Origin of the sequence: Streptomyces hyderabadensis (genome assembly GCF_020404845.1) — a bacterium.
GTDB classification, from domain to species: Bacteria; Actinomycetota; Actinomycetes; order Streptomycetales; family Streptomycetaceae; genus Streptomyces; species Streptomyces hyderabadensis.
Map to the genome: position 1 here is coordinate 96,365 of NZ_JAIOJZ010000001.1, position 21,246 is coordinate 117,610.

The 21,246-nt window shown below is 71.7% G+C and carries 25 protein-coding genes and 1 pseudogene; 8 read left to right on the forward strand and 18 right to left on the reverse strand.

Annotated elements, in window-relative coordinates; all coding sequences use genetic code 11:
- Nucleotides 1-9: 9 nt before the first annotated feature.
- Nucleotides 10-456, reverse strand: coding sequence for a phosphoribosyl-AMP cyclohydrolase (hisI, locus tag K7854_RS00430; protein WP_226024308.1), 447 nt, complete (start codon nt 454-456; stop codon nt 10-12).
- Between the two features lie 81 nt (nt 457-537).
- Between hisI and K7854_RS00435 the strand changes: the two genes are divergently transcribed.
- The gene (locus tag K7854_RS00435; RefSeq protein WP_226024309.1) at nt 538-1,173 is read left to right on the forward strand and encodes a TIGR03085 family metal-binding protein; all 636 of its coding nucleotides are present in this window, start codon (nt 538-540) and stop codon (nt 1,171-1,173) included.
- A gap of 12 nt (nt 1,174-1,185) precedes the next feature.
- Here the strand turns inward: K7854_RS00435 and K7854_RS00440 are convergent, their stop codons facing one another.
- Complete coding sequence (locus K7854_RS00440) at nt 1,186-2,439, reverse strand: MFS transporter (protein WP_226024310.1); 1,254 nt, start codon at nt 2,437-2,439, stop codon at nt 1,186-1,188.
- Between the two features lie 13 nt (nt 2,440-2,452).
- Entirely contained in the window at nt 2,453-3,040 is a 588-nt protein-coding gene (locus tag K7854_RS00445) for an ArsR/SmtB family transcription factor (RefSeq protein ID WP_226024311.1), read from the reverse strand.
- A 142-nt stretch (nt 3,041-3,182) separates the two neighbouring features.
- Between K7854_RS00445 and K7854_RS00450 the strand changes: the two genes are divergently transcribed.
- On the forward strand, nt 3,183-4,049 hold the full coding sequence (locus K7854_RS00450; RefSeq protein WP_226024629.1) for a phenylalanine 4-monooxygenase: 867 nt from the start codon (nt 3,183-3,185) through the stop codon (nt 4,047-4,049).
- Between the two features lie 87 nt (nt 4,050-4,136).
- Entirely contained in the window at nt 4,137-4,514 is a 378-nt protein-coding gene (locus K7854_RS00455; RefSeq protein ID WP_226024312.1) for a nuclear transport factor 2 family protein, read from the forward strand.
- A 13-nt stretch (nt 4,515-4,527) separates the two neighbouring features.
- Here the strand turns inward: K7854_RS00455 and K7854_RS00460 are convergent, their stop codons facing one another.
- The gene (locus K7854_RS00460; RefSeq protein ID WP_226024313.1) at nt 4,528-5,526 is read right to left on the reverse strand and encodes an aldo/keto reductase family protein; all 999 of its coding nucleotides are present in this window, start codon (nt 5,524-5,526) and stop codon (nt 4,528-4,530) included.
- A 1,024-nt stretch (nt 5,527-6,550) separates the two neighbouring features.
- Here K7854_RS00460 and K7854_RS37400 point away from each other — a divergent pair.
- Nucleotides 6,551-6,682 carry a hypothetical protein gene (locus K7854_RS37400; protein ID WP_264086730.1) on the forward strand — a complete coding sequence of 44 codons (132 nt, stop codon included), beginning with the start codon at nt 6,551-6,553 and terminating at the stop codon, nt 6,680-6,682.
- Nucleotides 6,679-7,155, forward strand: a complete 477-nt coding sequence (locus K7854_RS00465; RefSeq protein WP_226024314.1) for a GNAT family N-acetyltransferase — start codon at nt 6,679-6,681, stop codon at nt 7,153-7,155. The genes K7854_RS37400 and K7854_RS00465 overlap by 4 nt, the downstream gene beginning before the upstream one ends.
- A gap of 89 nt (nt 7,156-7,244) precedes the next feature.
- Here the strand turns inward: K7854_RS00465 and K7854_RS00470 are convergent, their stop codons facing one another.
- Nucleotides 7,245-8,033: an SDR family NAD(P)-dependent oxidoreductase gene (locus K7854_RS00470; RefSeq protein ID WP_226024315.1), complete on the reverse strand. Its 789-nt coding sequence runs from the start codon at nt 8,031-8,033 to the stop codon at nt 7,245-7,247.
- A 122-nt stretch (nt 8,034-8,155) separates the two neighbouring features.
- On the opposite strand from K7854_RS00470, the gene K7854_RS00475 reads away from it, so the two are divergent.
- On the forward strand, nt 8,156-8,812 hold the full coding sequence (locus K7854_RS00475; protein ID WP_226024316.1) for a TetR/AcrR family transcriptional regulator: 657 nt from the start codon (nt 8,156-8,158) through the stop codon (nt 8,810-8,812).
- A gap of 201 nt (nt 8,813-9,013) precedes the next feature.
- Here the strand turns inward: K7854_RS00475 and K7854_RS00480 are convergent, their stop codons facing one another.
- Nucleotides 9,014-9,724 (reverse strand): DUF3710 domain-containing protein, encoded by a 711-nt coding sequence (locus tag K7854_RS00480; RefSeq protein ID WP_226024630.1) that lies wholly within the window; start codon nt 9,722-9,724, stop codon nt 9,014-9,016.
- A 45-nt stretch (nt 9,725-9,769) separates the two neighbouring features.
- Nucleotides 9,770-11,617, reverse strand: a pseudogene (locus K7854_RS00485) (peptidoglycan DD-metalloendopeptidase family protein); the annotation flags it as partial.
- Between the two features lie 206 nt (nt 11,618-11,823).
- Between K7854_RS00485 and K7854_RS00490 the strand changes: the two are divergent.
- On the forward strand, nt 11,824-12,096 hold the full coding sequence (locus K7854_RS00490; RefSeq protein WP_226024317.1) for a hypothetical protein: 273 nt from the start codon (nt 11,824-11,826) through the stop codon (nt 12,094-12,096).
- A 51-nt stretch (nt 12,097-12,147) separates the two neighbouring features.
- On the opposite strand, the gene K7854_RS00495 is transcribed toward K7854_RS00490, so the two are convergent.
- Nucleotides 12,148-12,966 carry an APH(3'') family aminoglycoside O-phosphotransferase gene (locus K7854_RS00495; protein ID WP_226024318.1) on the reverse strand — a complete coding sequence of 273 codons (819 nt, stop codon included), beginning with the start codon at nt 12,964-12,966 and terminating at the stop codon, nt 12,148-12,150.
- Nucleotides 12,967-13,075: 109 nt separating this feature from the next.
- Nucleotides 13,076-13,648 (reverse strand): TetR/AcrR family transcriptional regulator, encoded by a 573-nt coding sequence (locus K7854_RS00500; protein WP_226024319.1) that lies wholly within the window; start codon nt 13,646-13,648, stop codon nt 13,076-13,078.
- An 83-nt stretch (nt 13,649-13,731) separates the two neighbouring features.
- Between K7854_RS00500 and K7854_RS00505 the strand changes: the two genes are divergently transcribed.
- Nucleotides 13,732-14,682 carry an NADP-dependent oxidoreductase gene (locus tag K7854_RS00505; RefSeq protein WP_226024320.1) on the forward strand — a complete coding sequence of 317 codons (951 nt, stop codon included), beginning with the start codon at nt 13,732-13,734 and terminating at the stop codon, nt 14,680-14,682.
- A 239-nt stretch (nt 14,683-14,921) separates the two neighbouring features.
- Here the strand turns inward: K7854_RS00505 and K7854_RS00510 are convergent, their stop codons facing one another.
- The 9 genes from K7854_RS00510 to hisD all read right to left on the reverse strand — a co-directional run bounded on the left by K7854_RS00510 (nt 14,922) and on the right by hisD (nt 21,054).
- The gene (locus tag K7854_RS00510; protein WP_226024321.1) at nt 14,922-15,176 is read right to left on the reverse strand and encodes a DUF6332 family protein; all 255 of its coding nucleotides are present in this window, start codon (nt 15,174-15,176) and stop codon (nt 14,922-14,924) included.
- Between the two features lie 130 nt (nt 15,177-15,306).
- Nucleotides 15,307-16,062, reverse strand: a complete 756-nt coding sequence (hisF, locus tag K7854_RS00515; protein WP_226024322.1) for an imidazole glycerol phosphate synthase subunit HisF — start codon at nt 16,060-16,062, stop codon at nt 15,307-15,309.
- A complete protein-coding gene (locus K7854_RS00520) occupies nt 16,059-16,463 on the reverse strand; it encodes a RidA family protein (protein ID WP_226024323.1) in 405 nt (134 codons plus the stop codon). Before K7854_RS00520 ends, hisF begins: the two co-directional genes overlap by 4 nt.
- The gene (priA, locus tag K7854_RS00525) at nt 16,460-17,185 is read right to left on the reverse strand and encodes a bifunctional 1-(5-phosphoribosyl)-5-((5-phosphoribosylamino)methylideneamino)imidazole-4-carboxamide isomerase/phosphoribosylanthranilate isomerase PriA (RefSeq protein WP_226024631.1); all 726 of its coding nucleotides are present in this window, start codon (nt 17,183-17,185) and stop codon (nt 16,460-16,462) included. The genes K7854_RS00520 and priA overlap by 4 nt, the downstream gene beginning before the upstream one ends.
- Before the next feature lie 35 nt (nt 17,186-17,220).
- Nucleotides 17,221-17,874: an imidazole glycerol phosphate synthase subunit HisH gene (hisH, locus tag K7854_RS00530; protein WP_372480975.1), complete on the reverse strand. Its 654-nt coding sequence runs from the start codon at nt 17,872-17,874 to the stop codon at nt 17,221-17,223.
- A complete protein-coding gene (locus tag K7854_RS00535) occupies nt 17,865-18,029 on the reverse strand; it encodes a CG2302 family histidine operon protein (protein WP_003976764.1) in 165 nt (54 codons plus the stop codon). The genes hisH and K7854_RS00535 overlap by 10 nt, the downstream gene beginning before the upstream one ends.
- A gap of 3 nt (nt 18,030-18,032) precedes the next feature.
- On the reverse strand, nt 18,033-18,626 hold the full coding sequence (gene hisB / locus K7854_RS00540; protein WP_007448566.1) for an imidazoleglycerol-phosphate dehydratase HisB: 594 nt from the start codon (nt 18,624-18,626) through the stop codon (nt 18,033-18,035).
- On the reverse strand, nt 18,623-19,732 hold the full coding sequence (locus K7854_RS00545) for a histidinol-phosphate transaminase (protein ID WP_226024324.1): 1,110 nt from the start codon (nt 19,730-19,732) through the stop codon (nt 18,623-18,625). Before K7854_RS00545 ends, hisB begins: the two co-directional genes overlap by 4 nt.
- On the reverse strand, nt 19,729-21,054 hold the full coding sequence (hisD, locus tag K7854_RS00550) for a histidinol dehydrogenase (protein ID WP_226024325.1): 1,326 nt from the start codon (nt 21,052-21,054) through the stop codon (nt 19,729-19,731). The genes K7854_RS00545 and hisD overlap by 4 nt, the downstream gene beginning before the upstream one ends.
- Between the last annotated feature and the right edge of the window lie 192 nt (nt 21,055-21,246).

Here is a 21,246-nt window from a genome sequence, read left to right on the forward strand (position 1 = left end):
CGGCAGACCCTACTGATCCGCACCGGGCGCGTCGGCGCCTGCGGCGTCTTCGGCGGCCCCGGAACCCTCGGGCCCCTCGGCGAGGAGCACGTCGGTGTCGAAGCAGGTGCGGGTGCCGGTGTGGCAGGCGGCGCCCACCTGGTCGACCTTGACGAGCACGGTGTCGGCGTCGCAGTCCAGGGCGACGGACTTCACCCACTGGACGTGTCCGGAGGTGTCGCCCTTGACCCAGTACTCCCGGCGGCTGCGCGACCAGTAGGTGCAGCGGCCGGTGGTCAGCGTGCGGTGCAGCGCCTCGTCGTCCATCCAGCCGAGCATCAGCACCTCTCCGGTGTCGTACTGCTGAGCGATGGCGGGCAGGAGGCCGTCGGCGCTGCGCTTGAGCCGGTCGGCGATCTCGGGGGCGAGGGGGCTGGGCCGCCCGGGGCCGCCGCCGGTGGGGGAGCTGCTGGTCATGCGCCCATTGTGCCGCGCGGGGCGGACGCGTCCGCGGGATGTCCATTGGGCGGACCCGGCCGGCCGCCGTAGGCTGACTCCATGTCGACTTTCGCCAAGCGTGAACGACTTCTGCTCGCGGACCTGTTGGAGACGGCGGGTCCGGACGCCCCGACCCTGTGCGAGGGCTGGCGCACCCGTGACCTGGCCGCGCACGTGGTGGTGCGCGAGCGGCGTCCGGACGCGGCCGGGGGCACCCTGATCAAGCCGCTGGCGTCCCGCCTGGACCGGGTGATGGAGGAGTACGGCGCGAAGCCGTACGAGGAGCTGCTGCAGCTGATCCGGACGGGCCCGCCGCGCTTCTCCCCCTTCCAGCTCAAGCAGGTCGACGAGGCGGCGAACACGGTGGAGTTCTACGTCCACACCGAGGACGTCCGCCGTGCCCAGCCGGACTGGTCGCCGCGCGAGCTGGACCCGGTCTTCCAGGACGCCCTGTGGTCCCGTCTGGAGCGCGCCGCCCGCCTGATGGGCCGCGGCATCCCCACCGGCCTGGTACTGCGCCGGCCGAACGGTCAGACGACGGTCGCCCACCGGGGTACGCCGGTGGTGACGGCGACGGGCGAGCCGTCCGAGCTGCTGCTGTTCGCGTACGGCCGGCAGGGTGCCGCGAAGGTGGAGCTGGAGGGCGAGCAGGACGCGATCGCCAAGCTGCGGGAGACCAAGCAGCTCGGGATCTGACCCCCGGGCCGCTCACCTGGGCAGCTCGGCCCGCCGCACTCCGGGCGCGGCCAGGGCGACGACCCCGCCGAGGCCGCAGACCACGGCGCTGACGGCGAAGACGGGGCCGGTGCCCCAGGCGCCGATGGCGGCGGCGAACAGCGGCATGCTCAGGGGCGCGATCCCCAGGCTGACGATCCCGGCGACCGCCGTGACCCGTCCCAGGAGGGCGGGGGCGGACTGGGTCTGGAGCAGGGCCCCGCAGAGCGCGCCGCTGAGACCCGCGAGCAGCCCGATGAGCAGCGCCGTCCCGACGGCCACGGGCAGGACGGGGGCCTGGGCCAGTGCGCCGACCGCGGCCGCGCCGGGGACGAGGGCGCCGGCGACGACGTACCCGGCGTGCGGCACGCGGCCCCGGACGGTCAGCAGCAGGGCCGCCGTCCCGGCGCCGGCCCCGAAGCCGGCGAGTACCCAGCCCATCCCGGCGGCTCCCCAGCCGCGTTCGTCGGCGAGGAGGGTCAGGCCGATGTTGAGCGGGCCGACGAAGCCGAGGTCGCCGAGGGCGATGACCAGCATCAGCGGCCCGAGGACGCGGTGCCCGCGGATGTACGCGAGTCCGGCCCGCAGGTCCCGCCACGCGGTGCCGCCGTCCGGGGCCGCGGCCGCGTCGTCGGGGGGCAGCTCGCGCATCCGTACGGAGACCAGCAGCGGCACGGACCCGGCGATCAGCAGACCGGCGAGGGCGAAGGCCGCCGCCGGGCCGCCGAGCGCCACACCGAGACCACCGAGCGGGGCGCCCACGACGGAGGACAGGCGGACGGCGAGGCCGCGCATGCCCTGGACGCGGGCGAGCTGGTCCTTGCCGGTGATGCGCGCGGGGAGGGCTCCGACGGCGGGCAGGAAGAGGGCGTCCACCGCGCCGAAGACGAGGGCGAGCAGGGCGAGGAGCCACAGCCCGGGCTCGGCGGCGAAGAGCAGCGCGGCCACCGCGAGGACCGCCGCGCACCGCACGGCGTCGCTGCCGATGACGACCCGGCGCGGTCCGAGCCGGTCGACGACCACTCCCCCGCCGAGCATGAGCAGCGCGCGCGGCACCGCGCTCACCGCCGTGACGACCCCGGCCTCGGCGGGACTGCCCTGCCGCACGGCGGCCCAGGACAGCGCGAGGAAGAAGACGCTGTCGCCGAGCATGGACGCGGTGTAGGCCCCGACCCAGCGCAGCACGTTGGCGTCCCGGTGGGCGGGGCGCTCCGGGGCGGCGACCGGGGGTATGAGCGTGGCCGGCACGGGCGTCGTCCCCTCAGACACGGAACGGGAACCCGTAGACGTGGAGCGCGACGTTCTCGCGCGCCTCGGTGTCACCGGCGGCCTCGGCGGCCCGGCCCTTCTCCTCGTACTTCTTCGCCAGGGCGATCAGTTCCTCGCCCAGTTCGCCCAGCTCGGCGGGGGTCAGCCGGAGCAGTGACTCGTTGTCGGGGGCGGCGGAGTTCCACTCGGGGCCCCAGGTGGGGCGTTCGTCGAGGTAGCGGCGGTACATGTCGGCGCGCTGCTCGTGGAAGAGGCGGGTGGCCGCGAGGTGGGCGGCGGCGCGCTCGGGGGCGTCGCGGAAGTTCTCGTCGCGGATGCTCACCCCGTCCGAGGCGGGCTGCCACCACCGCTCCCGGCCGTCCGCGCTCTGCGGATCGGCCTGCTCGACGAGCCCGTGCTCGGCCAGCTTGCGCAGGTGGTAGCTGACCAGGGAGACGGCTTCGCCGACCTGCTCGGCAAGCTGCGAGGCGGTCGCGGTGCGGGCCACGCACAGTCCGCGGTAGAGCTGCATGCGCAGCGGGTGGGCGAGGGCTTTGAGGGTGCCCAGGTCGGTGATGGCGCGGCTCTGCTGGCTCGGCATGCGCCGAGGCTAGACTACGAAAGAAAGATTGCGCAATAGAAGTTGCGCAATTTCCGTTTCCAACCCCCGGCGACTCGCACTGGGCAGGCGTGTCCGGGCGCTGCGGCTGCGCGCCGACCGAAACAATCGGTCCGTGAGAGACATGCACGTGCGTACCCCGATCGCGAACGACGGCCGGCTCGACACGGCCGCCAAGCACCCCGGCCTCAGTGACCCCCGCTACCTGCTGCGGCGTCGGGCCTTCGCCTCGCTGGCCCGCGGACACCGGGTCGGCGACCCCTCACCACGCGTGGACTACACCAAGGCCGAGCAGCAGACCTGGCGGACCGTCCACCAGCAGCTCTGGGACACCCAGCGCGAGCATGCCTGCCGAGCCGTCCTCGACGCCCGTGAACAGGCGCCCGTACCGGCGGACCACATCCCGCAGCACGCCGAGGTCGGGCTGCACCTGCGGAGGCTGACGGGCTTCGACTTCACCCTCGCGGGCGGTGTGGTCGGCAACAAGAGGTTCCTGGGGTCGATGGCCGACGGCTACTTCCACGCCGTGCAGTTCGTCCGCCACCCGGCCGTACCGATGTTCACCCCCGAACCGGACATCGTCCACGACGTCTTCGGTCACGGGATCCACCTGGCCTCCCCGGCCTTCGCCGACATCTACCGGCTGATCGGGGATGCGGCGATGCGCGTCGAGAGCAAGGACGTCCTCCAGATGATCAGCGACGTGTACTGGTTCACCCTGGAGTACGGAGTCCTCGACGAGGCAGGCACACCCAAGGCGTACGGGGCGGCGCTGCTCTCCTCGTCCGGGGAGATCTGCCGCCTGCGGCGGGCTCGGATCCGTCCGCTGGACATCCGCGCGGTGCTGGCCACCGAGTACGACATCTCCGGGTACCAGCCGGTGCTCTTCAGCGCCCGCAGCCTGGACGAGGTCACCGACACCCTGGGCGGCTTCCTGTCGGCGCTCGACGACGGGAGCGCGCCGCGCTTCGGACGTGCCGCGGAGTCCTGAGAATTGTGCCGCACCGGAACCGCGCGACGGTTTCGCGGGACGTTCCGTCGGGACAAGCGCACGCGAAGCAACTGGTATTACTGAGGCATGCAGGAAGAGACCGCACGCTCCGCGATCGACACGTTCATCTCCGCGTTCAACGCCTCGGACGACAGCTATGTGACTTCCCTGCTCTCCCAGGCCCTGACCTCGGACGTGGTCTTCTGGGGGCCGTTGGGTCGCAGCGAGGGAATCACGGCGGTCGAGCGGTTCGTGCTGGACATCCGGCGCCACCCGGCAGGCACCGGAACGATGGTGCGCTGCTCGGCGGTGGACATGCCGGACGAGTGGGCCCGGTACCAGTGGGTCTTCACCACGCCGGACGGAGGCCCACGCCTGGCGGGAACGGACGTCGTCCATCTGCGACGGAGCCTCATCGACCAGGTCATCGTCTTTGCGGGGGAGATCGAACCGTCCGCCTCCTGACCCGTCCCTCTGGTCAGCGGTGCAGGATGCCGGGCTGGGCGCCGGGGGCGAGGGTGGGGGCGGTGACGGGGACGTCGCCGAGTGCCTGGCCGACGGCGGCCAGCAGGTCGTCGCTCAACTCGACGCCGGAGGCGGCGGCGTTGGCGTGGACCTGTTCGGGGCGTGAGGCGCCGGTGATGGCGGAGGCGACCTCGGTGCGGCGCAGGACCCAGGCGAGGGCCAGGGTGGGCATGCTCATCCCGGCCTGTTCGGCGATCGGGACGAGGCGCTGGACCGCTTCGAGGGCGGCGTCGCTGTAGACGAGGTCCTGGGAGACGGCCATGTCCGCGGAGGCGAAGCGGCTGCCCTCCGGGACGGGCTGCCCGGGCTTGTACTTGCCGGTCAGCACGCCCTGGGCGAGCGGGGACCAGACGATCTGGGAGATGCCGTTCGCCGCGCACAGGGGAAAGACCTCGGCCTCGGGGGCCTGCCACAGCATGGAGTACTGGGGCTGGGAGGAGACGAACAGGCCGGGTCCGGCGATGTCGATGCCGGCCTGGATCTGCTCGGGGGTCCACTCGCTGAAGCCGATGTAGCGGGCCTTGCCCTGCTCCACCACCCTCTGGAAGGCCTCGACGGTGTCCTCGACCGGTACCGACGGATCGAAGCGGTGTGCCTGGTAGAGGTCGACGTAGTCGGTCTTCAGCCGGGTGAGCGAGGCGTCGATCTGCTTGGCGATCTGCGCCGGGGACAGCCCCTGGTCGGCCGGGTCGTCGGACATCGGGCCCCATACCTTGGTGGCCAGGACGTAGGAGTCGCGCGGGTGGGCGGAGAGGATCTCGCCCCAGGCCGTCTCGGCGGCGCCCTGTCCGTAGACGTTGGCGGTGTCGAAGAAGGTGATGCCCGCGTCGAACGCCGCTTCGGTGCAGGCGCGGGTGCGGTCGGCCTCGATGCCGCCGGAGTAGGTCAGCCAGGAGCCGAGGGAGATCTCCGAGACCTCCAGGTCCGAGCGGCCGAGCTTGCGGTAGCGCATGGTGCTGCTCCTTCGGGATGGGGGTGTGGTCAGGGTCGGCGGGCCGATGGCTCAACGGCGGGATCGACGCGGCGGGCATCCGCCGGATGGCCGACGACGAGGTTCTGGGCTGCCTGTTTGCCCGCCCGGCCCGGTGCCGGTGCCGGTGCCGGTGCCGTGGCCGATGGCAGCCATCACAACGAAGGACGCACACGTGCCTGGTACCGGCTGCACGGCCGGGCCTGTCCCCGGCCGACGCTCCGCTGTTCGAACCCGGAGCGGGCCGAACACGTCAGCCTGCCTCCTGCCGGGTCCCTCCTTGCGGTGACCAGCCGCGTGATGCTGCCCGCCGACGTCCACGGTGATGCACGGTGGGCCGGTGCCACCTCGTCGCCCGCCGACTCTGCTGCTCTGCGTCCTCCTGGGCGTCACGGGCTGCGCCACGGTGACGCCCGACCCGCTCCCGGCCGACGGCCGCCCGCAGCACGAGCGTGGCCTCACCGTCCCGGACCGACCGGCCTCGCCGTCGCCCGCCGCGTCGGCGACCCCGCCGTCGGGGCGTTCCGCTCTGACACGGGTCGACCCCGACCGTCCGCAACGCACGCCCAAGAGCGGCCGTACGAGCGAGCGCCGCGCGCCGGGGCCCGTGGGGCGACCACACCCCACAGCGCCACCTGAACCCGCAGCCGCCCCTCGCGTCCGTCCGGCTGTTCCACCGCCGCCCGCGCAGCCCCGTCCGAAAGTGCAGCCTCCTGCCCCGCAGCCCCCGCAGCCACCTCCGCCCCGGCCCCGGCCACGACCCGGACCGGAGCAGATGCGGGACCTGTGCTCCCGGGCGGACGGGGTCGCGTCCTCGGAAACCGTGGACCTCTGCCGACGGACCTGGGGATAGCCCGGCCCGGCCGGCTCGTGGTGGCCCTTCATGGGCCGTGTTCGGACGCGGGCCAGGCCCGTACGGTACGAGATCACCCGGCCGACCGGGCCAGGATCACTCCGTGGGTTGACCTTCCCGAGTGATCGATCGATGGTCATCGAGTAGGCCGGTGTGCGCGGCACCGGTCGGGAAGGCACGCCCGTGCTCAGCGTGGTCAACGACGACGACACCACCGCCGACAGCCCCTCCTTGACTCCCAAGGCCGTAAAGAAGATCACCGACGACCGTGGGCGGGCGGCATGACGGCCATCCACCTGCGACCGGCCACCTCTGCGGACAGCGAGTACTGCTTCCAGCTGCACAAGGCCGCCATGGGCGCCTACGTCACGGCCGTCTGGGGCTGGGACGAGCAGGCCCAACGCGACTTCCACGCCCGTGTATTCACTCCGGACCGATGGCAGATCATCACCGTCGACGGCACGGAGGCCGGCATGCTCCACGTCGAGCACCGGCCCACCGAGACCTACCTGGCGCGGATCGAGCTCCACCCCGACCACCAGGGACGCGGCATCGGCGGTCGGCTCATCCGCGGCCTCCTGCACCAGGCCCGCCGGCAGGGCCGGGACCTCACCTTGGACGTCCTCGCGGTCAACCAGCGGGCCCAGGCCCTCTACCGGCGACTGGGCCTGCACGAAGTCAATCGTCACGGCGAGAACAACATCAAGATCAGGATGTCCACCAAGCCGCCTCGGCCCGGCCCGATCCACGGATCGTGACAAGGAAGGGACGGCAGCGGTCGAGTTCGCGCCCGAGAGCCAGACCGGGACGCCGCGGGCCGGGCCGTGTCCTGGACGCCGACGCCGTGTCAGGCGGTCTTGACGGCTCCGCCGTCGATCAGCAGGTCCGTGCCGGACATGCCGGCCGCCAGCGGTGAGGCGAGGTAGGTGACGGCCGCAGCGACCTCGGACGGTTCCAGCAGGCGGCCGGTGGTCATGCCCGTCGCGGCCGGGATCTGCGCCAGCAGCTGCTCCTGGGTGACCCCCATGGAGCGGGCCAGCTCCGCGCCGTAGCCGTCCGGGCTCTCCCACATCGCGGTACGCACCGCGCCCGGCGAGATGGTGTTGACGCGCACGCCCTGTGGTCCGAACTCCTCCGCCAGTGCCTTGCCGAAGGCGGTCAGCGCGGCCTTCGCGGTGGTGTAGGGAACGGGTCCGGCATGCGGCATCCGGGCGCTGTTGGAGGAGACGTTGACCAGCGCCCCGCGGCGGCGCAGCAGGCTGGGCAGCGCCGCCCGGCTGGTGCGCACGGCGGCCAGGAAGTTGAGGTCGAGGGACTGCTGCCACTGCTGGTCGGTGAAGGAGAGGAAGCCGCCGGTCTGGCCCTCTCCGCTGTCGCCGCCGCCGACGTTGTTGACCAGCAGGTCGAGGTCGCCCAGCTCGGCGATGGCGCGGTCGATCAGCTGGGCGGGGGCGTCGGGATCCAGCAGGTCCACCGGTATGGCCAGGGCGCCGGTCTCCTTCAGCTCCGGGGTGACGGTGCGGGCGGCGGCCGCGACGCGAACGCCTTCGGCCGTGAGCGCTTGGACGGTGGCCAGTCCGATGCCGCGGCTCGCGCCGGTGACCACGGCGGTGGTGTTCGTCAGCTGCAGATCCATGGATGCACTCCTGTCGTGGCAACGAAACGAGTCGCGACTTCAGCGATGCTTTGAAGGTAGTAGATGCAACATCGATGTTGCAAGTAATCCGTGATTGGCGTCCTCGATGTACTGTCTGGTCCATGGAGACGAGGGGACGCGCGCTGCGCGCCGATGCGGAGCGGACGGTACGGACGATCCTGGAGGCGGCCGAACGCGTGCTGGCGGCCGACCCGACGGCGACCATGGAGCAGATCGCGGCCGCGGCCGGGGTGGCCCGCACCACCGTGCACCGGCGCTTCGCCACCCGCGAGGCATTGGTCGAGGCGCTGGCGACCTGGGCGACCGAGCGGTTCCACCAGGCCGTGGAGGCCGCCCGCCCCCTCACCTCCCCGCCGCTGGTCGCCCTGCACCAGGTGACCGCCAACGTCCTCCAGGTGAAGATCGGCTGGAGCTTCGCGATGAGCCGCACCGCTCCGTCCGATCCCGAGGCGGCGCGCGTGCACGCCGACGTCCTGGCCCAGTGCGACCGGCTCTTCCGCCGGGCGCAGGAGGCCGGCCTCATGTCTGCGGACACCGACCTGGAGTGGGCCCGCCGGGTCTACTACGCCCTGATCCACGAGGCGGCCGAAGAAGGGCGGGAGATCGTCGACATCGGCGCCGTCGACCAGCTGGCCGCCCGTGTGGTGGACACCCTGCTGCACGGCGTCGGGGCACCGGTGCAGACCTTGCCGCGCAGGCCGGTCGGGGGTGCCGGATCGTCCGGACCCGACGCCGACGGGCACCCCGGTCCGCGCTGACGCGATCCGCCCGACGGTCCCCGGTCCTCACCAGCTCCACCGCCCTGTACGCCGTCAATGCCGACCGCTCCGGTGCCCACGAGTACTCCGCCACCCCGGGGACCTGGACCTCCATCGCAGGCCCCGGCACCGAACAGGTGAAGTGCAACTCCGTGCATCGGCCCGGGAGTACGCCTGGAGGATGGATCGGCCGGTGGGTGTTCAGCCGGCTGCTTGGGGGGTCTGGCCCCTCCCTTCAGTCCCGTTGGTCCGCTCGAAGGCCTCCGGCTCCCGCCGCGTGCCGGGCGGCAGCCTCAGGGCGATCGGATCCCTGGGGGCCATCGGGCCCTCGCCGCGGACCACGACCGTGTCCCGGAAGAACTGCTCCAGCAGACCGGCGGCCTGCGGCTGCACCGCGCCCCGGCCGGAGATCACCCCGCGCAGGAACCAGCGGGGCCCGTCGACGCCGACGAACCGCACCTCCTGGTAGCCGTCCCCGCCGTCCGGCAGCTGCACCGGGACCTGGGCCTGCAACTCCCGGCCCAGCGGACCCTGGACCTCGTCGACGATGCCGCCCTGCCGAGTGATACCGGACGCGATCTCCTCGCGCACCTCGCTCCAGATGCCCTCGCCCCTGGGCGCGGCGAAGGCCTGGAACTGGATGGCGCTGTCCCGCAGCACGACGGTCGCGGCGACGATCACGTCGCCCGCGACCTCCACCCGCAGTTCCATGCCGTCGGCCTCGGGCACGAACAGGCCGCCCATGTCGATCCGGCCCTCGCCGGGCGCCCGGACCTCGGAGACGTCCCAGGGGCCGTTTGCCCGTCGTGCGAAGGCGGCGGCCGGACTCTCCGGTTCGGCCGAAGCCCTCGGCGTGTGCTGCCGGCGTAGTGCGTCAAGCTCTGCGGGGAGGACGGTCTTGCCGTCGGTCAGTGCGGTGGTGAAGCCGGCAGGTCGAAGACCCGTCGCTCCGTGGAGGTCGGCACCGCGGAGGTCGGTGCGGCGCAGGTCCGTGTGCGTGAGGTCCGCGTACCTCAGATCGCATCCGGTCAGGGACGCGTTGACCAGAAGTGCGCCCTTCAGGTTGGCGCCGTGCAGGTCGGCTCCCGACAGGTCGGCGCGGGAGAGGTTGGCGCCTGCGAGATCAACGGCGAGAGCGGTCTCGGACGGCCGGTCGAGCACGGCTCGCAGGACGGCTTGGGCCACCGGGTCGTCGGCAGGGCAGGGAACACCACCGTCCGGTGCGCGCCGCAGATAGGAACAGAGGATGCCGACGATCTCCGGCACCGTGTGCGGAAGTCCGTGCATCAGGTTGCTCAGCTCGGTGACGGCGGCCTGTCGCTCCGCAGCCTCGTGAGAGCGCAGCCGGCGGGCCTGCGCCGCCACGGCAAGCTCCGTCGGCGCCTGTCGGCCCGGTGTTGCGCCGGAGGCAACGCGCACGCCCTTCGACTCCAGGTAGGGCACTGGGGCGATGTCGGATCCAGCATCGGGCGCCGTACGAATCTCGAAGTGCAGGTGCGGGGAGGAGGCGTTTCCGGTGGAGCCGGAGCGTGCGATGCGCTGCCCCGGCTGCACCTCCTCGCCCGCCCGGACGGACAGCGCCGCCAACTGCGCGTACTGGCTGTACCTGCCGTCGTGGTGCAGGATGACGACCTCGTAGCCGTAGGCTCCGCCCCACCGTGCGGTGACGACACGTCCCACAGTGATCGCCTTGACCTCCGTCCGGTCCGGGACGGCGAAGTCGATGCCGGTGTTGGGCTCGCCCCCGGGGCCGCGGGGCTCGTGGTAGCCGACCGACACCGGGGCGTCCACCGGAGCCGCGTACGCGCGCAGGTGGTGAGCGTGCTGCCGTTCCTGCTCCTCGGCGGCCATCGGTACGTCCTTCGGCCGCCCCGAAGCGCTTGCCGCCTCTCCCGTCGTCCGGACCGGCGCGGAACGAGCACCCTCGTCGGAGGGGGTCCGGGTGCTGCTGCGGGACTTCCAGTCCTGGAGTGCTTCCTCGGCCTGGGCCAGAGCCTGTTCCAGAGCGGCAGCGCGCTGTTGTGCCGCTCGCAGCTCCTGGTCGCGTTCCGCACGCAGGCGCTGCTGTTCGTCCAGATGCCGTTGCCGCTCGTCCTCGGCCTGCGCCTTGGCCCGGCGCAGGCCGTGGTTGAGCCGCTCGCACTGGTCGCGTGCCCGATCGCGGTCTTCTCTCGCTTCCCGCAACGCCTCGTTGAGTTCCTGGATCTGTTCGTTCAGAGCGCTTCGGGCGGCCAGGTAGTCGTTGCGTTCGTTCTCCAGCCTCAGCTGCAGCTCGCCGCGGCGGACCGCGTCGCGAGCAGCCGCCTGCTCGAGGGCACGCCGCCGGCGGTCGAGGTCGTCCCGTTCGCCGCGGACCTCCTGCAGGTCGCTGGCCAGGCCGTCGACCATGCGCTGCGCGGCCCGGTACTCCCAGACAGAGGCTCTGAGTTCCTCTTCGAGTTCGAACGCCCGGTATTCGTACGGCCGCTTGTCGCGGATGCAGACGAAGTACAGGCGGCGAGTGCTGCTGCGGGTCTCCTCGGTGACCGGGCTGCCCGACTTCATTTCGAGCGCCTGGAACAGCTTGTCCAGGAAGTCGGCTCTGGGCCGCCGGTCCCCGGACAGGAACCGGGAGATCGTGCCCGTGCTGTACCCCACCGCCTGCGCGAAGTCGCCCAGACTGCTCCACCCGCTGTGCTGGTACAACTCCCGCAGGCGCGCCACGAAGGCCAGTTCCGGCTCGACCACGTTCTCCTGGACCGGCCCGAGCTCCGGCTGCTCTCGTCGTTCGCTCCCCATGACCCCCCGATCGCGCGGTCGCCGCATTGCGCAGAGAGCAATGCTCCCATTTCCCAACTGATGGGACGGTGCGTATTCCGGCAACGGTTCTGCGTATCCGACTCTGACCGTGCCGCCAGGAACACCGCACCCGGCCGATCCGGGGACCCCGGTATGCGCGGCACGACCGGAGCCCGCCCGCTCCAGACCTCCACGCCATGACGGGCGGGCTCCTCTAGCCGAAGGACACAGCAGTGACCATCGACCTGGACACCATCGTGGTGCTGGCACTGGCCGCAGGGGCTGTCTGCCTCGCCCACAAGAAGCCCGACCTCGGCGGAGCCCTCCTCGTCGGCATCGCCGTCGTCACCCTGCTGGTCCTCCTCCTTGGCGACGGCCAGGAGCAGAACGGCGGGTACGAAGCGTGCACACCCAACGCCGGCCAGTCCCTCCCGCCGGGCTGCCCTTCCCCCGCCGGGGACCACCCCTCAGACCACACCACGCCGCCACCCACCCCTCCCGCCTGAACGGACGGCGCGCCGCCGAACGCGGCCGGCCGCCCATGCGCTTCGGGGCCCTCAGCCCCAGGTGAGCGGGTCGAGATGGAGGTAGAAGCGCAGGCGGTCGCGGTCGAGGGAGATGTCGTACCTCTTGGCGAACGCCACGTCCGCGGTCCGCGCCCGCTCCTCGTCGGCCCACGTCTCGCGCGCGTTGGTGAGCAGCAGCGCCAGGTCGGCGTGGCGGTCGGCCGGACCGAGGCGGCCCAGGTCGATGAAGCCCGACACGTCCAGGGTCTGCGGGTCGAGGATGATGTTGGGCAGGCACAGGTCCCCGTGGCAGACGACCGTGTCGGCGACCTCCTGGTCCCGTCGCCGGGGGATCTCCCGGGAGACGCGGGCCAGCAGCTCGGCGGCGGGCGTGTGCTGCTGTTCGACGGGAAGGAACTCCGGGTTCACGGCGTCACGGGCCACGACGTCACGCGCCACGGCGACCATGGCGTCCAGGCCCCAGCGGAAGGGGCACTCCGTCACGGGCAGCTCGTGCAGCCGGCGGACCGCATCCGCGATGCGCTCCCAGGAGGCCCACAGTTCATCTGCCTGCACCTGATCGGCAGGTACGCCGGTGACGGCACTCGTGACCAAGCAGGCGCCCGCATCACCGGAGTACCAGTCGAGAACCTGCGGCCCCGGTACGCCCTGACCGCTCAGCCACGCGGTCCGGTCGCGCTCTGCCCTCAGGTCGGCCGCGTCCGCGGCGGGCACGCACTTGGCGTACCGGGCGGCATCCGCACTGCGGAAGACGCAGGCCCCCGACTCACCCGCGGTGACGGGAAGCCAGTCGCCACCCGCGCCGAACAGCGTGGGTGACACGGGCCGAGGGCCGGAGTGCTCGCTCATGGGCGCCACTGTAACCAGCCCGGAAGACACAAGGACGCGCCGCAGCCGACAGGCCCGCGCGCTACTGCCGGCGAAGCCAATGTGCCGGGTTACGGCTTCTGCGCCCGCCTCAGCGCACTGTTGGCGCCGGCGGCGTGACCACTTCGCGCAGCTCGGCGGCGGCCTGGGCCATGAGCTGAGCGAGGGTGGTGTCAGGCTCGGCCAGCCAGCGGGGCACGGCGCGCCGGTGGATCGCCAGCGCCACGTCGATGACGAAGCGTGCTCTTCCGGGCTCGACGCCGCGGCGCTCGAGCGCCGGTACCAGCGCGTCGGCGATGGCGGCGAGCTTGATCAGATCGCGCTCGGCCAGTGCCGGGTTGGCGGCGATGACCTTTCCACGGCGCAGCAGGAACTCGCGTGGGCGGAAGATCTCCTCTGCTGTTCCCAGCGCGGTCAGCAGCGTCTCGATCGGGGTGAGTTCCGGGTCGGCCGCCTCGACCTGGGCGACGAGGTGGGCCTCGAGTTCGTTGCCGGCGAAGAGGACTTCCCGTTTGTCGGGGAAGTAGCGGTAGAAGGAGCGCTCCTTCAGACCGGCGGCGTCTGCGATCTGCGCGACCGAGGTGCGCTCGAACCCCTGCGTCTCGAACAGCGTGAGTGCCGCGCGTTCGAGCCGGCCCTGTGCGTCGGATTCCCATCGCGGCATGTCCACCAGTGTACGACAACAGAAGCTGTCATCAGCTGGTACTGTCGATGACAACAGATGCTGTCATCAGCTGGGAGATCGTCATGAAGGCTCTGCAATTCGACCGGTTCGGTTCCCCGGACGTGATCGTGCTCCGCGACGTCCCACAGCCGGAGCCGGGACCCGGCCAGATCCGGATCGCCGTGCGGGCGTGCGGCCTGACACCGGCCGACTGGCACCTCGTCGACGGTCTCTTCGCCGACCGTCTGCCGCCGCTGCCGCGCGGGCTCGGCCTCGAGGTAGCGGGCACCGTCGACGCGCTCGGCGAGGGCGTCACCGGTGTCCAGATCGGCGACCGCGTGTTCGGCCCGGCCACGTTCGACGGCCCGACGGCCGGCGCCGCCGAGTACGCGCTGATGCCGGCCTGGGCCCGCATTCCCGAGGGCGTAACCGCCGAGCAGGCCGCCGCGCTGCCGATGGCGGCCGAGACGGCGTGGCGCGCGCTCGACGACCTCGGCGTCCAGCCGGGTGAGCTACTGCTCGTCCACGGCGCGGGCAGCACCGTGGGTGAGGCGGCGGTGCGCTTCGCACTGCACCGGGGTGTTCGGGTGATCGCCACCGCCGGGCCGACCCGGGCCGCCGCCCTGGAAGAGATCGGCGCCCAGGTGACCGCCTACGGCGAGGGCATGGCCGAACGCGTCGGTGCGCTGGCCCAGGGCCCCGTGGACCGCGCCCTGGACACCGCGCCGACCGGGGGCCGGGTCGACCGCGCCGACCAGCCCAGTCCGGCCGGCGGCCCGCTACCGACCCTGATCGAGCTGACCGGGGATCCCGACCGTGTCCTCACCGTCGCGGACTTCGCCGCCGCAGCCGAACTGGGCGTCCGGATCACCACCGAGATCCGCTACGACCGGATGGACGAGTTCGCCAGGCTCGCCGGCGAAGGCGTCCTGGTCGTACCGGTCGCCCGCACCTACACCCTCGACCAGATCCAGGAAGCCGCCGAACTCAGCCAGTCCCGCCGCCCCGGCGGCAAGCTCATACTCATCCTGTGACCGCCTCGCCGACCCGGTCGGACGACCCGGTCAGACGAAGGGAGTCCACACGCCCCCGATGACCACGCGGTGACCGTACCCATTCCCGTCCAGGATTCCCTACAAGGCCACGAAGGCACCCTGGAGTACTAGGGTTCCGTTGTGAAAGTGCTGGTCACCGCCACTCATTGAGGACTGCGACCAGCACGGTCGCCTCGTAGGGCGCCACCCGCTGGAACAACTGCCGCAGCCCGTCCGGGTCAGCGGCCCCTTCGACGCTGGTCGTCGAATCGAAGCAGCACCCGCACCAGACGACACACCCCGGCCACCGCACCGAGCAGTGCGCCCCCTACCAACAGGCCCTTCTCTGCCGAACCAGAGAGGCCGAGGACCACGGCGAGCGCCCATGCGCCGGCAACGATCACCCCAGCCAGCACGGCTGCGGTCACCAGGGCGAAAACGATCTCCACCGTCATCGCGTCCTTTTCCCACCGCGACTCACGCCCCATGTCCATGCTGGGAGTCTCCCATCACGGTCACGTCACCGCGCCTGCACAGCAGGCCGACGGTCTCGCGATCAGCAGCCGTGTCAGACCGGTGGAACAGCTCCAGCGGTTCTGTGCGTGTTTCCGCCCCCTGTTCGCCCTACCGGACCGGGTGGCCCGCCTCGCGCAGTGCGGTTTTCACCTCGCCGATCCGCAGGTCGCCGAAGTGGAAGACGGATGCCGCCAGGACGGCGTCCGCGCCCGCATCGACCGCGGGGGCGAAGTGGGCGAGGCTGCCCGCGCCGCCCGAGGCGATCACGGGGACGGTCACGTGCTTGCGGACCGCGGCCAGCATCTCCAGGTCGTAGCCGTCCTTCGTGCCGTCCGCGTCCATCGAGTTGAGCAGGATCTCCCCCGCGCCCAGCTCCGCGGCCCGGTGCGCCCACTCGACAGCGTCGATGCCGGTGCCGCGGCGGCCGCCGTGGGTGGTGACCTCGAAGGTGCCGGCCTCGGTGCGGCGGGCGTCGACCGACAGCACGAGGACCTGGCGGCCGAAGCGCTCGGCGATCTCGCGGATCAGGTCGGGACGGGCGATGGCGGCGGTGTTGACGCCCACCTTGTCCGCGCCGGCCCGCAGCAGCTTGTCGACGTCCTCGGCGGTGCGCACCCCGCCGCCGACGGTCAGCGGGATGAACACCTGCTCGGCGGTGCGCCGCACCACGTCGTAGGTCGTCTCGCGGTCGCCCGACGAGGCGGTGATGTCCAGGAACGTCAGCTCGTCGGCGCCCTCGGCGTCGTACACCTTGGCCATCTCGACGGGGTCGCCCGCGTCGCGCAGGTTCTGGAAGTTGACGCCCTTGACGACCCGGCCGCCGTCCACGTCCAGGCAGGGGATGACTCGGACCGCCAGGGTCATGAATCCACGGCTCCTCTATACGCTTCCACTTCGACCGACACCAGGACCCGCGAGTCGATGAAGCCCTCCACGACCAGCAGGGTCGTGGCCGGGCGTACGGAGCCGAACAGCTCCTTGTGGGCGCGGCCCACCTCATCGACGTCGCGGGAATGTGCCAGGTACACACGGGTCCGGATCACGGACTCGATCCCGAGCCCGAACTCGGCGATGGCCTCGACGGCGGTGCCGAAGGCCACCTTGGTCTGCTCGTACGGGTCGCCCTCGCCGTACAGCACGGCGCCCTTGAAGGCGGTGGTGCCCGCCACGACGACACGATCACCCGCCGCCACGGCCCGTGCGAAACCGAAGGACTCTTCCCAGGGACTTCCGCTCTGCACGCGCCGTACGGCTTCGGACGTCATGTCGACACAGCCTCCAGGGCCTCTTCCAGGGTGAACGACTTCGCGTAGAGGGCCTTCCCGACGATGGCACCCTCGACACCGTCCGGGACGAGCCCGGCGATCGCGCGCAGGTCGTCCAGGGACGACACGCCGCCCGAGGCCACGACGGGGCGGTCGGTGGCGGCGCAGACGTTCTTCAACAGCTCCAGGTTGGGGCCCTGGAGGGTGCCGTCCTTGGCGATGTCGGTGACGACGTACCGGGCGCAGCCCTCCTTGTTGAGGCGGTCCAGCGTCTCGTAGAGGTCGCCGCCGTCACGGGTCCAGCCGCGGCCGCGCAGCGTGGTGCCCCGTACGTCCAGGCCGACCGCGATCCTGTCGCCGTGCTCGGCGATGACCTTGGCGACCCACTCGGGGGTCTCCAGGGCGGCGGTGCCCAGGTTCACCCGGGTGCAGCCGGTGGCGAGGGCGGCGGCGAGGGTGTCGTCGTCGCGGATGCCGCCGGACAGCTCGACCTTGATGTCCATCGCCTTGGCGACCTCGGCGATCAGCGCGCGGTTGTCCCCGGTGCCGAACGCCGCGTCCAGGTCGACCAGGTGCAGCCACTCGGCGCCGGAACGCTGCCAGGCGAGGGCGGCCTCCAGCGGGGAGCCGTAGGAGGTCTCGGTGCCGGACTCGCCGTGTACCAGGCGGACGGCCTGGCCGTCGCGGACGTCGACGGCGGGGAGGAGTTCGAGCTTGCTCATCTCTACCGGGCTCATCTCTTCTACCGGGCTCATCTCTACAGGGTCTCGATCCAGTTGGTGAGGAGCTGGGCTCCGGCGTCACCGGACTTCTCGGGGTGGAACTGGGTGGCCCACAGCGCGCCGTTCTCCACGGCGGCCACGAAGGGCTTGCCGTGCGTGGACCAGGTGACCCTGGGCTCGGCGAGCAGCGGGTTGTGCGCCTCCTGGGTCCACTCGTGGACGGCGTAGGAGTGCACGAAGTAGAAGCGGGCGTCCGCGTCCAGGCCGGCGAAGAGCTGGGAGTCGGCCGGTGCCTCCACGGTGTTCCAGCCCATGTGGGGCACCACGTCGGCCTGCAGCGGTCCGACCGTGCCGGGCCACTCGTCCAGGCCCGCGGCCTCCACGTCGTGCTCGATGCCGCGGGAGAACAGGATCTGCATGCCGACGCAGATGCCCATGACCGGACGGCCGCCCGACAGCCTGCGGTCGACGATCCAGTCGCCGCGGGCGGCCTTGAGCCCGTCCATGCAGGCGGCGAAGGCGCCGACGCCGGGGACCAGCAGCCCGTCGGCGTTCATGGCCTTGTCGTAGTCGCGGGTGATCTCGACGTCGGCGCCCGCGCGCGCGAGGGCCCGCTCGGCGGAACGGACGTTGCCGAAGCCGTAGTCGAAGACGACGACCTTCTTTGCCGGGGCGGCGGTCAACTCCACACCTCCAGCCTCAGGACGCCCGCGAGCAGACACATGCCGGCGCCGATGGAGAGCAGCACGATCAGGCCCTTGGGCATCTGCTGCTTGGCGAAGGAGTAGATGCCGCCGAGGAAGAAGAGGCCGACGACGATCAGTGCGGTGGACGTACCGTTCATGGGTTACAGCGCGCCCTTCGTCGAAGGCAGGATGCCGGCCGCGCGCGGGTCGCGCTCGGAGGCGTAGCGCAGGGCCCGGGCCAGCGCCTTGAACTGGCACTCCACGATGTGGTGCGCGTTGCGCCCGTAGGGCACGTGCACGTGCAGGGCGATCTGGGCCTGGGCGACGAAGGACTCCAGGATGTGCCGGGTCATCGTCACGTCGTACTCGCCGATCATCGGCGCCATGTTCTCCGGCTCGGTGTGCACGAGGTAGGGGCGGCCGGAGAGGTCCACGGTGACCTGGGCGAGGGACTCGTCCAGCGGGACCGTGCAGTTGCCGAAGCGGTAGATGCCCACCTTGTCGCCGAGGGCCTGCTTGAAGGCGGCGCCCAGCGCGAGGGCGGTGTCCTCGATGGTGTGGTGGGAGTCGATGTGCAGGTCGCCGTCGGTCTTCACGGTCAGGTCGAACAGACCGTGCCGGCCGAGCTGGTCGAGCATGTGGTCGTAGAAGCCGACGCCGGTGGCGATGTCGGTCTTGCCGGTGCCGTCGAGGTCGATCTCGACGAGGACCGAGGTCTCCTTGGTCGTGCGCTCCACGCGTCCCACGCGGCTCATGTGTTCTGCTCCTTCTTGACTTCACGTACCGCGTCGAGGAACGCGTCGTTCTCCTCCGGGGTGCCGGCGGTGACCCGCAGCCATCCCGGCACGCCGTTGTCCCGGACCAGGACGCCCCGGTCGAGGATCTTCCGCCAGGTCGCGTGGGAGTCCGCGAACCGCCCGAACTGGACGAAGTTGGCGTCGGACTCGGTCACCTCGTAGCCGATGGCCCGCAGTTCGGCGACCAGCCGGTCCCGCTCGGTCTTCAGCTGCTCGACGTACTTCAGCAGCGTGTCCGTGTGCTCCAGCGCGGCCAGCGCGGTCGCCTGGGTGACGGCCGAGAGGTGGTACGGCAGCCGCACGAGCTGGACGGCGTCCACGACGGCCGGGTGCGCGGCGAGGTAGCCCAGGCGCAGGCCCGCCGCACCGAACGCCTTCGACATGGTGCGGGAGATCACCAGGTTCGGCCGGCCGTCCAGCAGCGGCAGCAGGGAGGCGCCGTGACTGAACTCGATGTACGCCTCGTCCACCACGACCATGGAGGGCTTCGCCGCCTGGGCGGCCTCGTACAGGGCGAGGACCGTCTCGGCCGGGACCGCGGTGCCGGTGGGGTTGTTGGGGGTGGTGACGAAGACGACGTCCGGGCGGTGCTCCGCGATCGCCTGCTCGGCGGCGGACACGTCGATGGTGAAGTCCTCGTGGCGCGGCCCGGAGATCCAGCCGGTGCCGGTGCCGCGCGCGATGAGGCCGTGCATCGAGTACGAGGGCTCGAAGCCGATCGCGGTGCGCCCCGGCCCGCCGAAGGTCTGCAGCAGCTGCTGGATGACCTCGTTGGAGCCGTTGGCCGCCCAGACGTTGCGCAGGTCCAGGGGGTGCCCGGAGGTGTTCGTCAGGTACTCGGCGAGCTTGGTGCGCAGCTCGACCGCGTCGCGGTCGGGGTAGCGGTTGAGGTCGCGGGCGGCCACGCGGACCCGCTCGGCGATCCGCTCGACCAGGGCCTCGGGCAGCGGGTAGGGGTTCTCGTTGGTGTTCAGCCGTACCGGCACGTCCAGTTGGGGCGCGCCGTAGGGGGACTTGCCGCGCAGCTCGTCCCGTACGGGGAGATCGTCGATGCCGAACGTCACTTGCTCTGGGGGACCTTCCACTCGAACCTCGCCTTGATCGCCGCGCCGTGCGCGGGCAGGTCCTCGGCCTCCGCCAGCGTCACCACGTGGTGCGCGACCTCGGCGAGCGCGTCGCGCGTGTAGTCGACGATGTGGATGCCACGCAGGAAGGACTGCACGGACAGGCCCGAGGAGTGGCAGGCGCAGCCGCCGGTGGGCAGCACGTGGTTGGACCCGGCCGCGTAGTCGCCGAGCGAGACGGGTGCCCAGGGGCCGACGAAGATCGCGCCGGCGTTGCGGACACGGTCGGCGACGGCGGCGGCGTCGGCGGTCTGGATCTCCAGGTGCTCGGCGCCGTAGGCGTCGACCACGCGCAGGCCCTCGTCCAGGCCGTCGACGAGGACGATCGCGGACTGGCGGCCCTTGAGGGCCGGGACGATCCGGTCGTCGATGTGCTTGGTGGCGGCGACCTGGGGCTCCAGCTCGCGCTCGACCGCCTCGGCCAGCTCCACGGAGTCGGTGACCAGGACGGCGGCGGCCAGCGGGTCGTGCTCGGCCTGGCTGATCAGGTCGGAGGCGACGTGCACCGGGTCGGCGGTGGAGTCGGCGAGGATCGCGATCTCGGTCGGGCCGGCCTCGGCGTCGATGCCGATCTTCCCGGTGAAGAAGCGCTTGGCGGCGGCGACCCAGATGTTGCCGGGGCCGGTGACCATGTTGGCGGGCGGGCAGGACTCGGTGCCGTACGCGAACATCGCTACGGCGGTGGCGCCGCCCGCGGCGTACACCTCGTCGACGCCGAGCAGGGCGCAGGCGGCGAGGATCGTCGGGTGCGGGAGCCCGCCGAACTCTGCCTGCGCCGGGGAAGCGAGGGCGATCGACTCGACGCCGGCCTCCTGCGCGGGCACCACGTTCATGATCACGGACGACGGGTAGACCGAGCGGCCGCCCGGCGCGTACAGCCCGACCCGGTCGACCGGCACCCACTTCTCGGTGACCGAGCCGCCGGGCACGACCTGGGTGGTGTGCGTGCTGCGGCGCTGCTCGCGGTGGACGAGGCGGGCACGGCGGATGGATTCCTCCAGGGCGGCGCGCACGGCCGGGTCCAGCTCCTCCAGCGCGCGCGTGAGCGCGGCGGCCGGGACCCGCACCTGGTCGAGCCTGACCCCGTCGAACTGCTCGGCGAAGTCGATCAGCGCCGCGTCGCCGCGATGATGCACGGCCTCGCAGATCGGGCGCACCTTGTCCAGGGCGGCCGCGACGTCGAAGTCGGCTCGGGGCAGCAGGTCGCGCAGGGCGGGACCCTCGGGGAGGGCGTCGCCGCGCAGATCGATTCGGGAGATCACGGAACCAATTCTCTCAGACCCGCGTCCGGCACGGTCCGCGCGTATCAATGGCTGATACGGAACGCGACGGACCGCACGCCCCACGGTGAACTCGTCCGATCCGTGCTCACTTTGAGTGTTCGGAAGGTCACTCAGTGGGCATGAACGGTTGTACGAAGGGTGAGCGACCGACGAGTAGTTGGGGAGGGAGTG

Bases quoted from the DNA above. Each gene is read 5' to 3' on its own strand.
- hisI (WP_226024308.1), bottom strand. From the start codon at position 456: ATGACCAGCAGCTCCCCCACCGGCGGCGGCCCCGGGCGGCCCAGCCCC.
- K7854_RS00435 (WP_226024309.1), top strand. From the start codon at position 538: ATGTCGACTTTCGCCAAGCGTGAACGACTTCTGCTCGCGGACCTGTTG.
- K7854_RS00445 (WP_226024311.1), bottom strand. From the start codon at position 3,040: ATGCCGAGCCAGCAGAGCCGCGCCATCACCGACCTGGGCACCCTCAAA.
- K7854_RS00450 (WP_226024629.1), top strand. From the start codon at position 3,183: ATGCACGTGCGTACCCCGATCGCGAACGACGGCCGGCTCGACACGGCC.
- K7854_RS00455 (WP_226024312.1), top strand. From the start codon at position 4,137: ATGCAGGAAGAGACCGCACGCTCCGCGATCGACACGTTCATCTCCGCG.
- K7854_RS00460 (WP_226024313.1), bottom strand. From the start codon at position 5,526: ATGCGCTACCGCAAGCTCGGCCGCTCGGACCTGGAGGTCTCGGAGATC.
- K7854_RS00465 (WP_226024314.1), top strand. From the start codon at position 6,679: ATGACGGCCATCCACCTGCGACCGGCCACCTCTGCGGACAGCGAGTAC.
- K7854_RS00470 (WP_226024315.1), bottom strand. From the start codon at position 8,033: ATGGATCTGCAGCTGACGAACACCACCGCCGTGGTCACCGGCGCGAGC.
- K7854_RS00475 (WP_226024316.1), top strand. From the start codon at position 8,156: ATGGAGACGAGGGGACGCGCGCTGCGCGCCGATGCGGAGCGGACGGTA.
- K7854_RS00495 (WP_226024318.1), bottom strand. From the start codon at position 12,966: ATGAGCGAGCACTCCGGCCCTCGGCCCGTGTCACCCACGCTGTTCGGC.
- K7854_RS00500 (WP_226024319.1), bottom strand. From the start codon at position 13,648: ATGCCGCGATGGGAATCCGACGCACAGGGCCGGCTCGAACGCGCGGCA.
- K7854_RS00505 (WP_226024320.1), top strand. From the start codon at position 13,732: ATGAAGGCTCTGCAATTCGACCGGTTCGGTTCCCCGGACGTGATCGTG.
- K7854_RS00510 (WP_226024321.1), bottom strand. From the start codon at position 15,176: ATGGACATGGGGCGTGAGTCGCGGTGGGAAAAGGACGCGATGACGGTG.
- hisF (WP_226024322.1), bottom strand. From the start codon at position 16,062: ATGACCCTGGCGGTCCGAGTCATCCCCTGCCTGGACGTGGACGGCGGC.
- K7854_RS00520 (WP_226024323.1), bottom strand. From the start codon at position 16,463: ATGACGTCCGAAGCCGTACGGCGCGTGCAGAGCGGAAGTCCCTGGGAA.
- priA (WP_226024631.1), bottom strand. From the start codon at position 17,185: ATGAGCAAGCTCGAACTCCTCCCCGCCGTCGACGTCCGCGACGGCCAG.
- K7854_RS00535 (WP_003976764.1), bottom strand. From the start codon at position 18,029: ATGAACGGTACGTCCACCGCACTGATCGTCGTCGGCCTCTTCTTCCTC.
- hisB (WP_007448566.1), bottom strand. From the start codon at position 18,626: ATGAGCCGCGTGGGACGCGTGGAGCGCACGACCAAGGAGACCTCGGTC.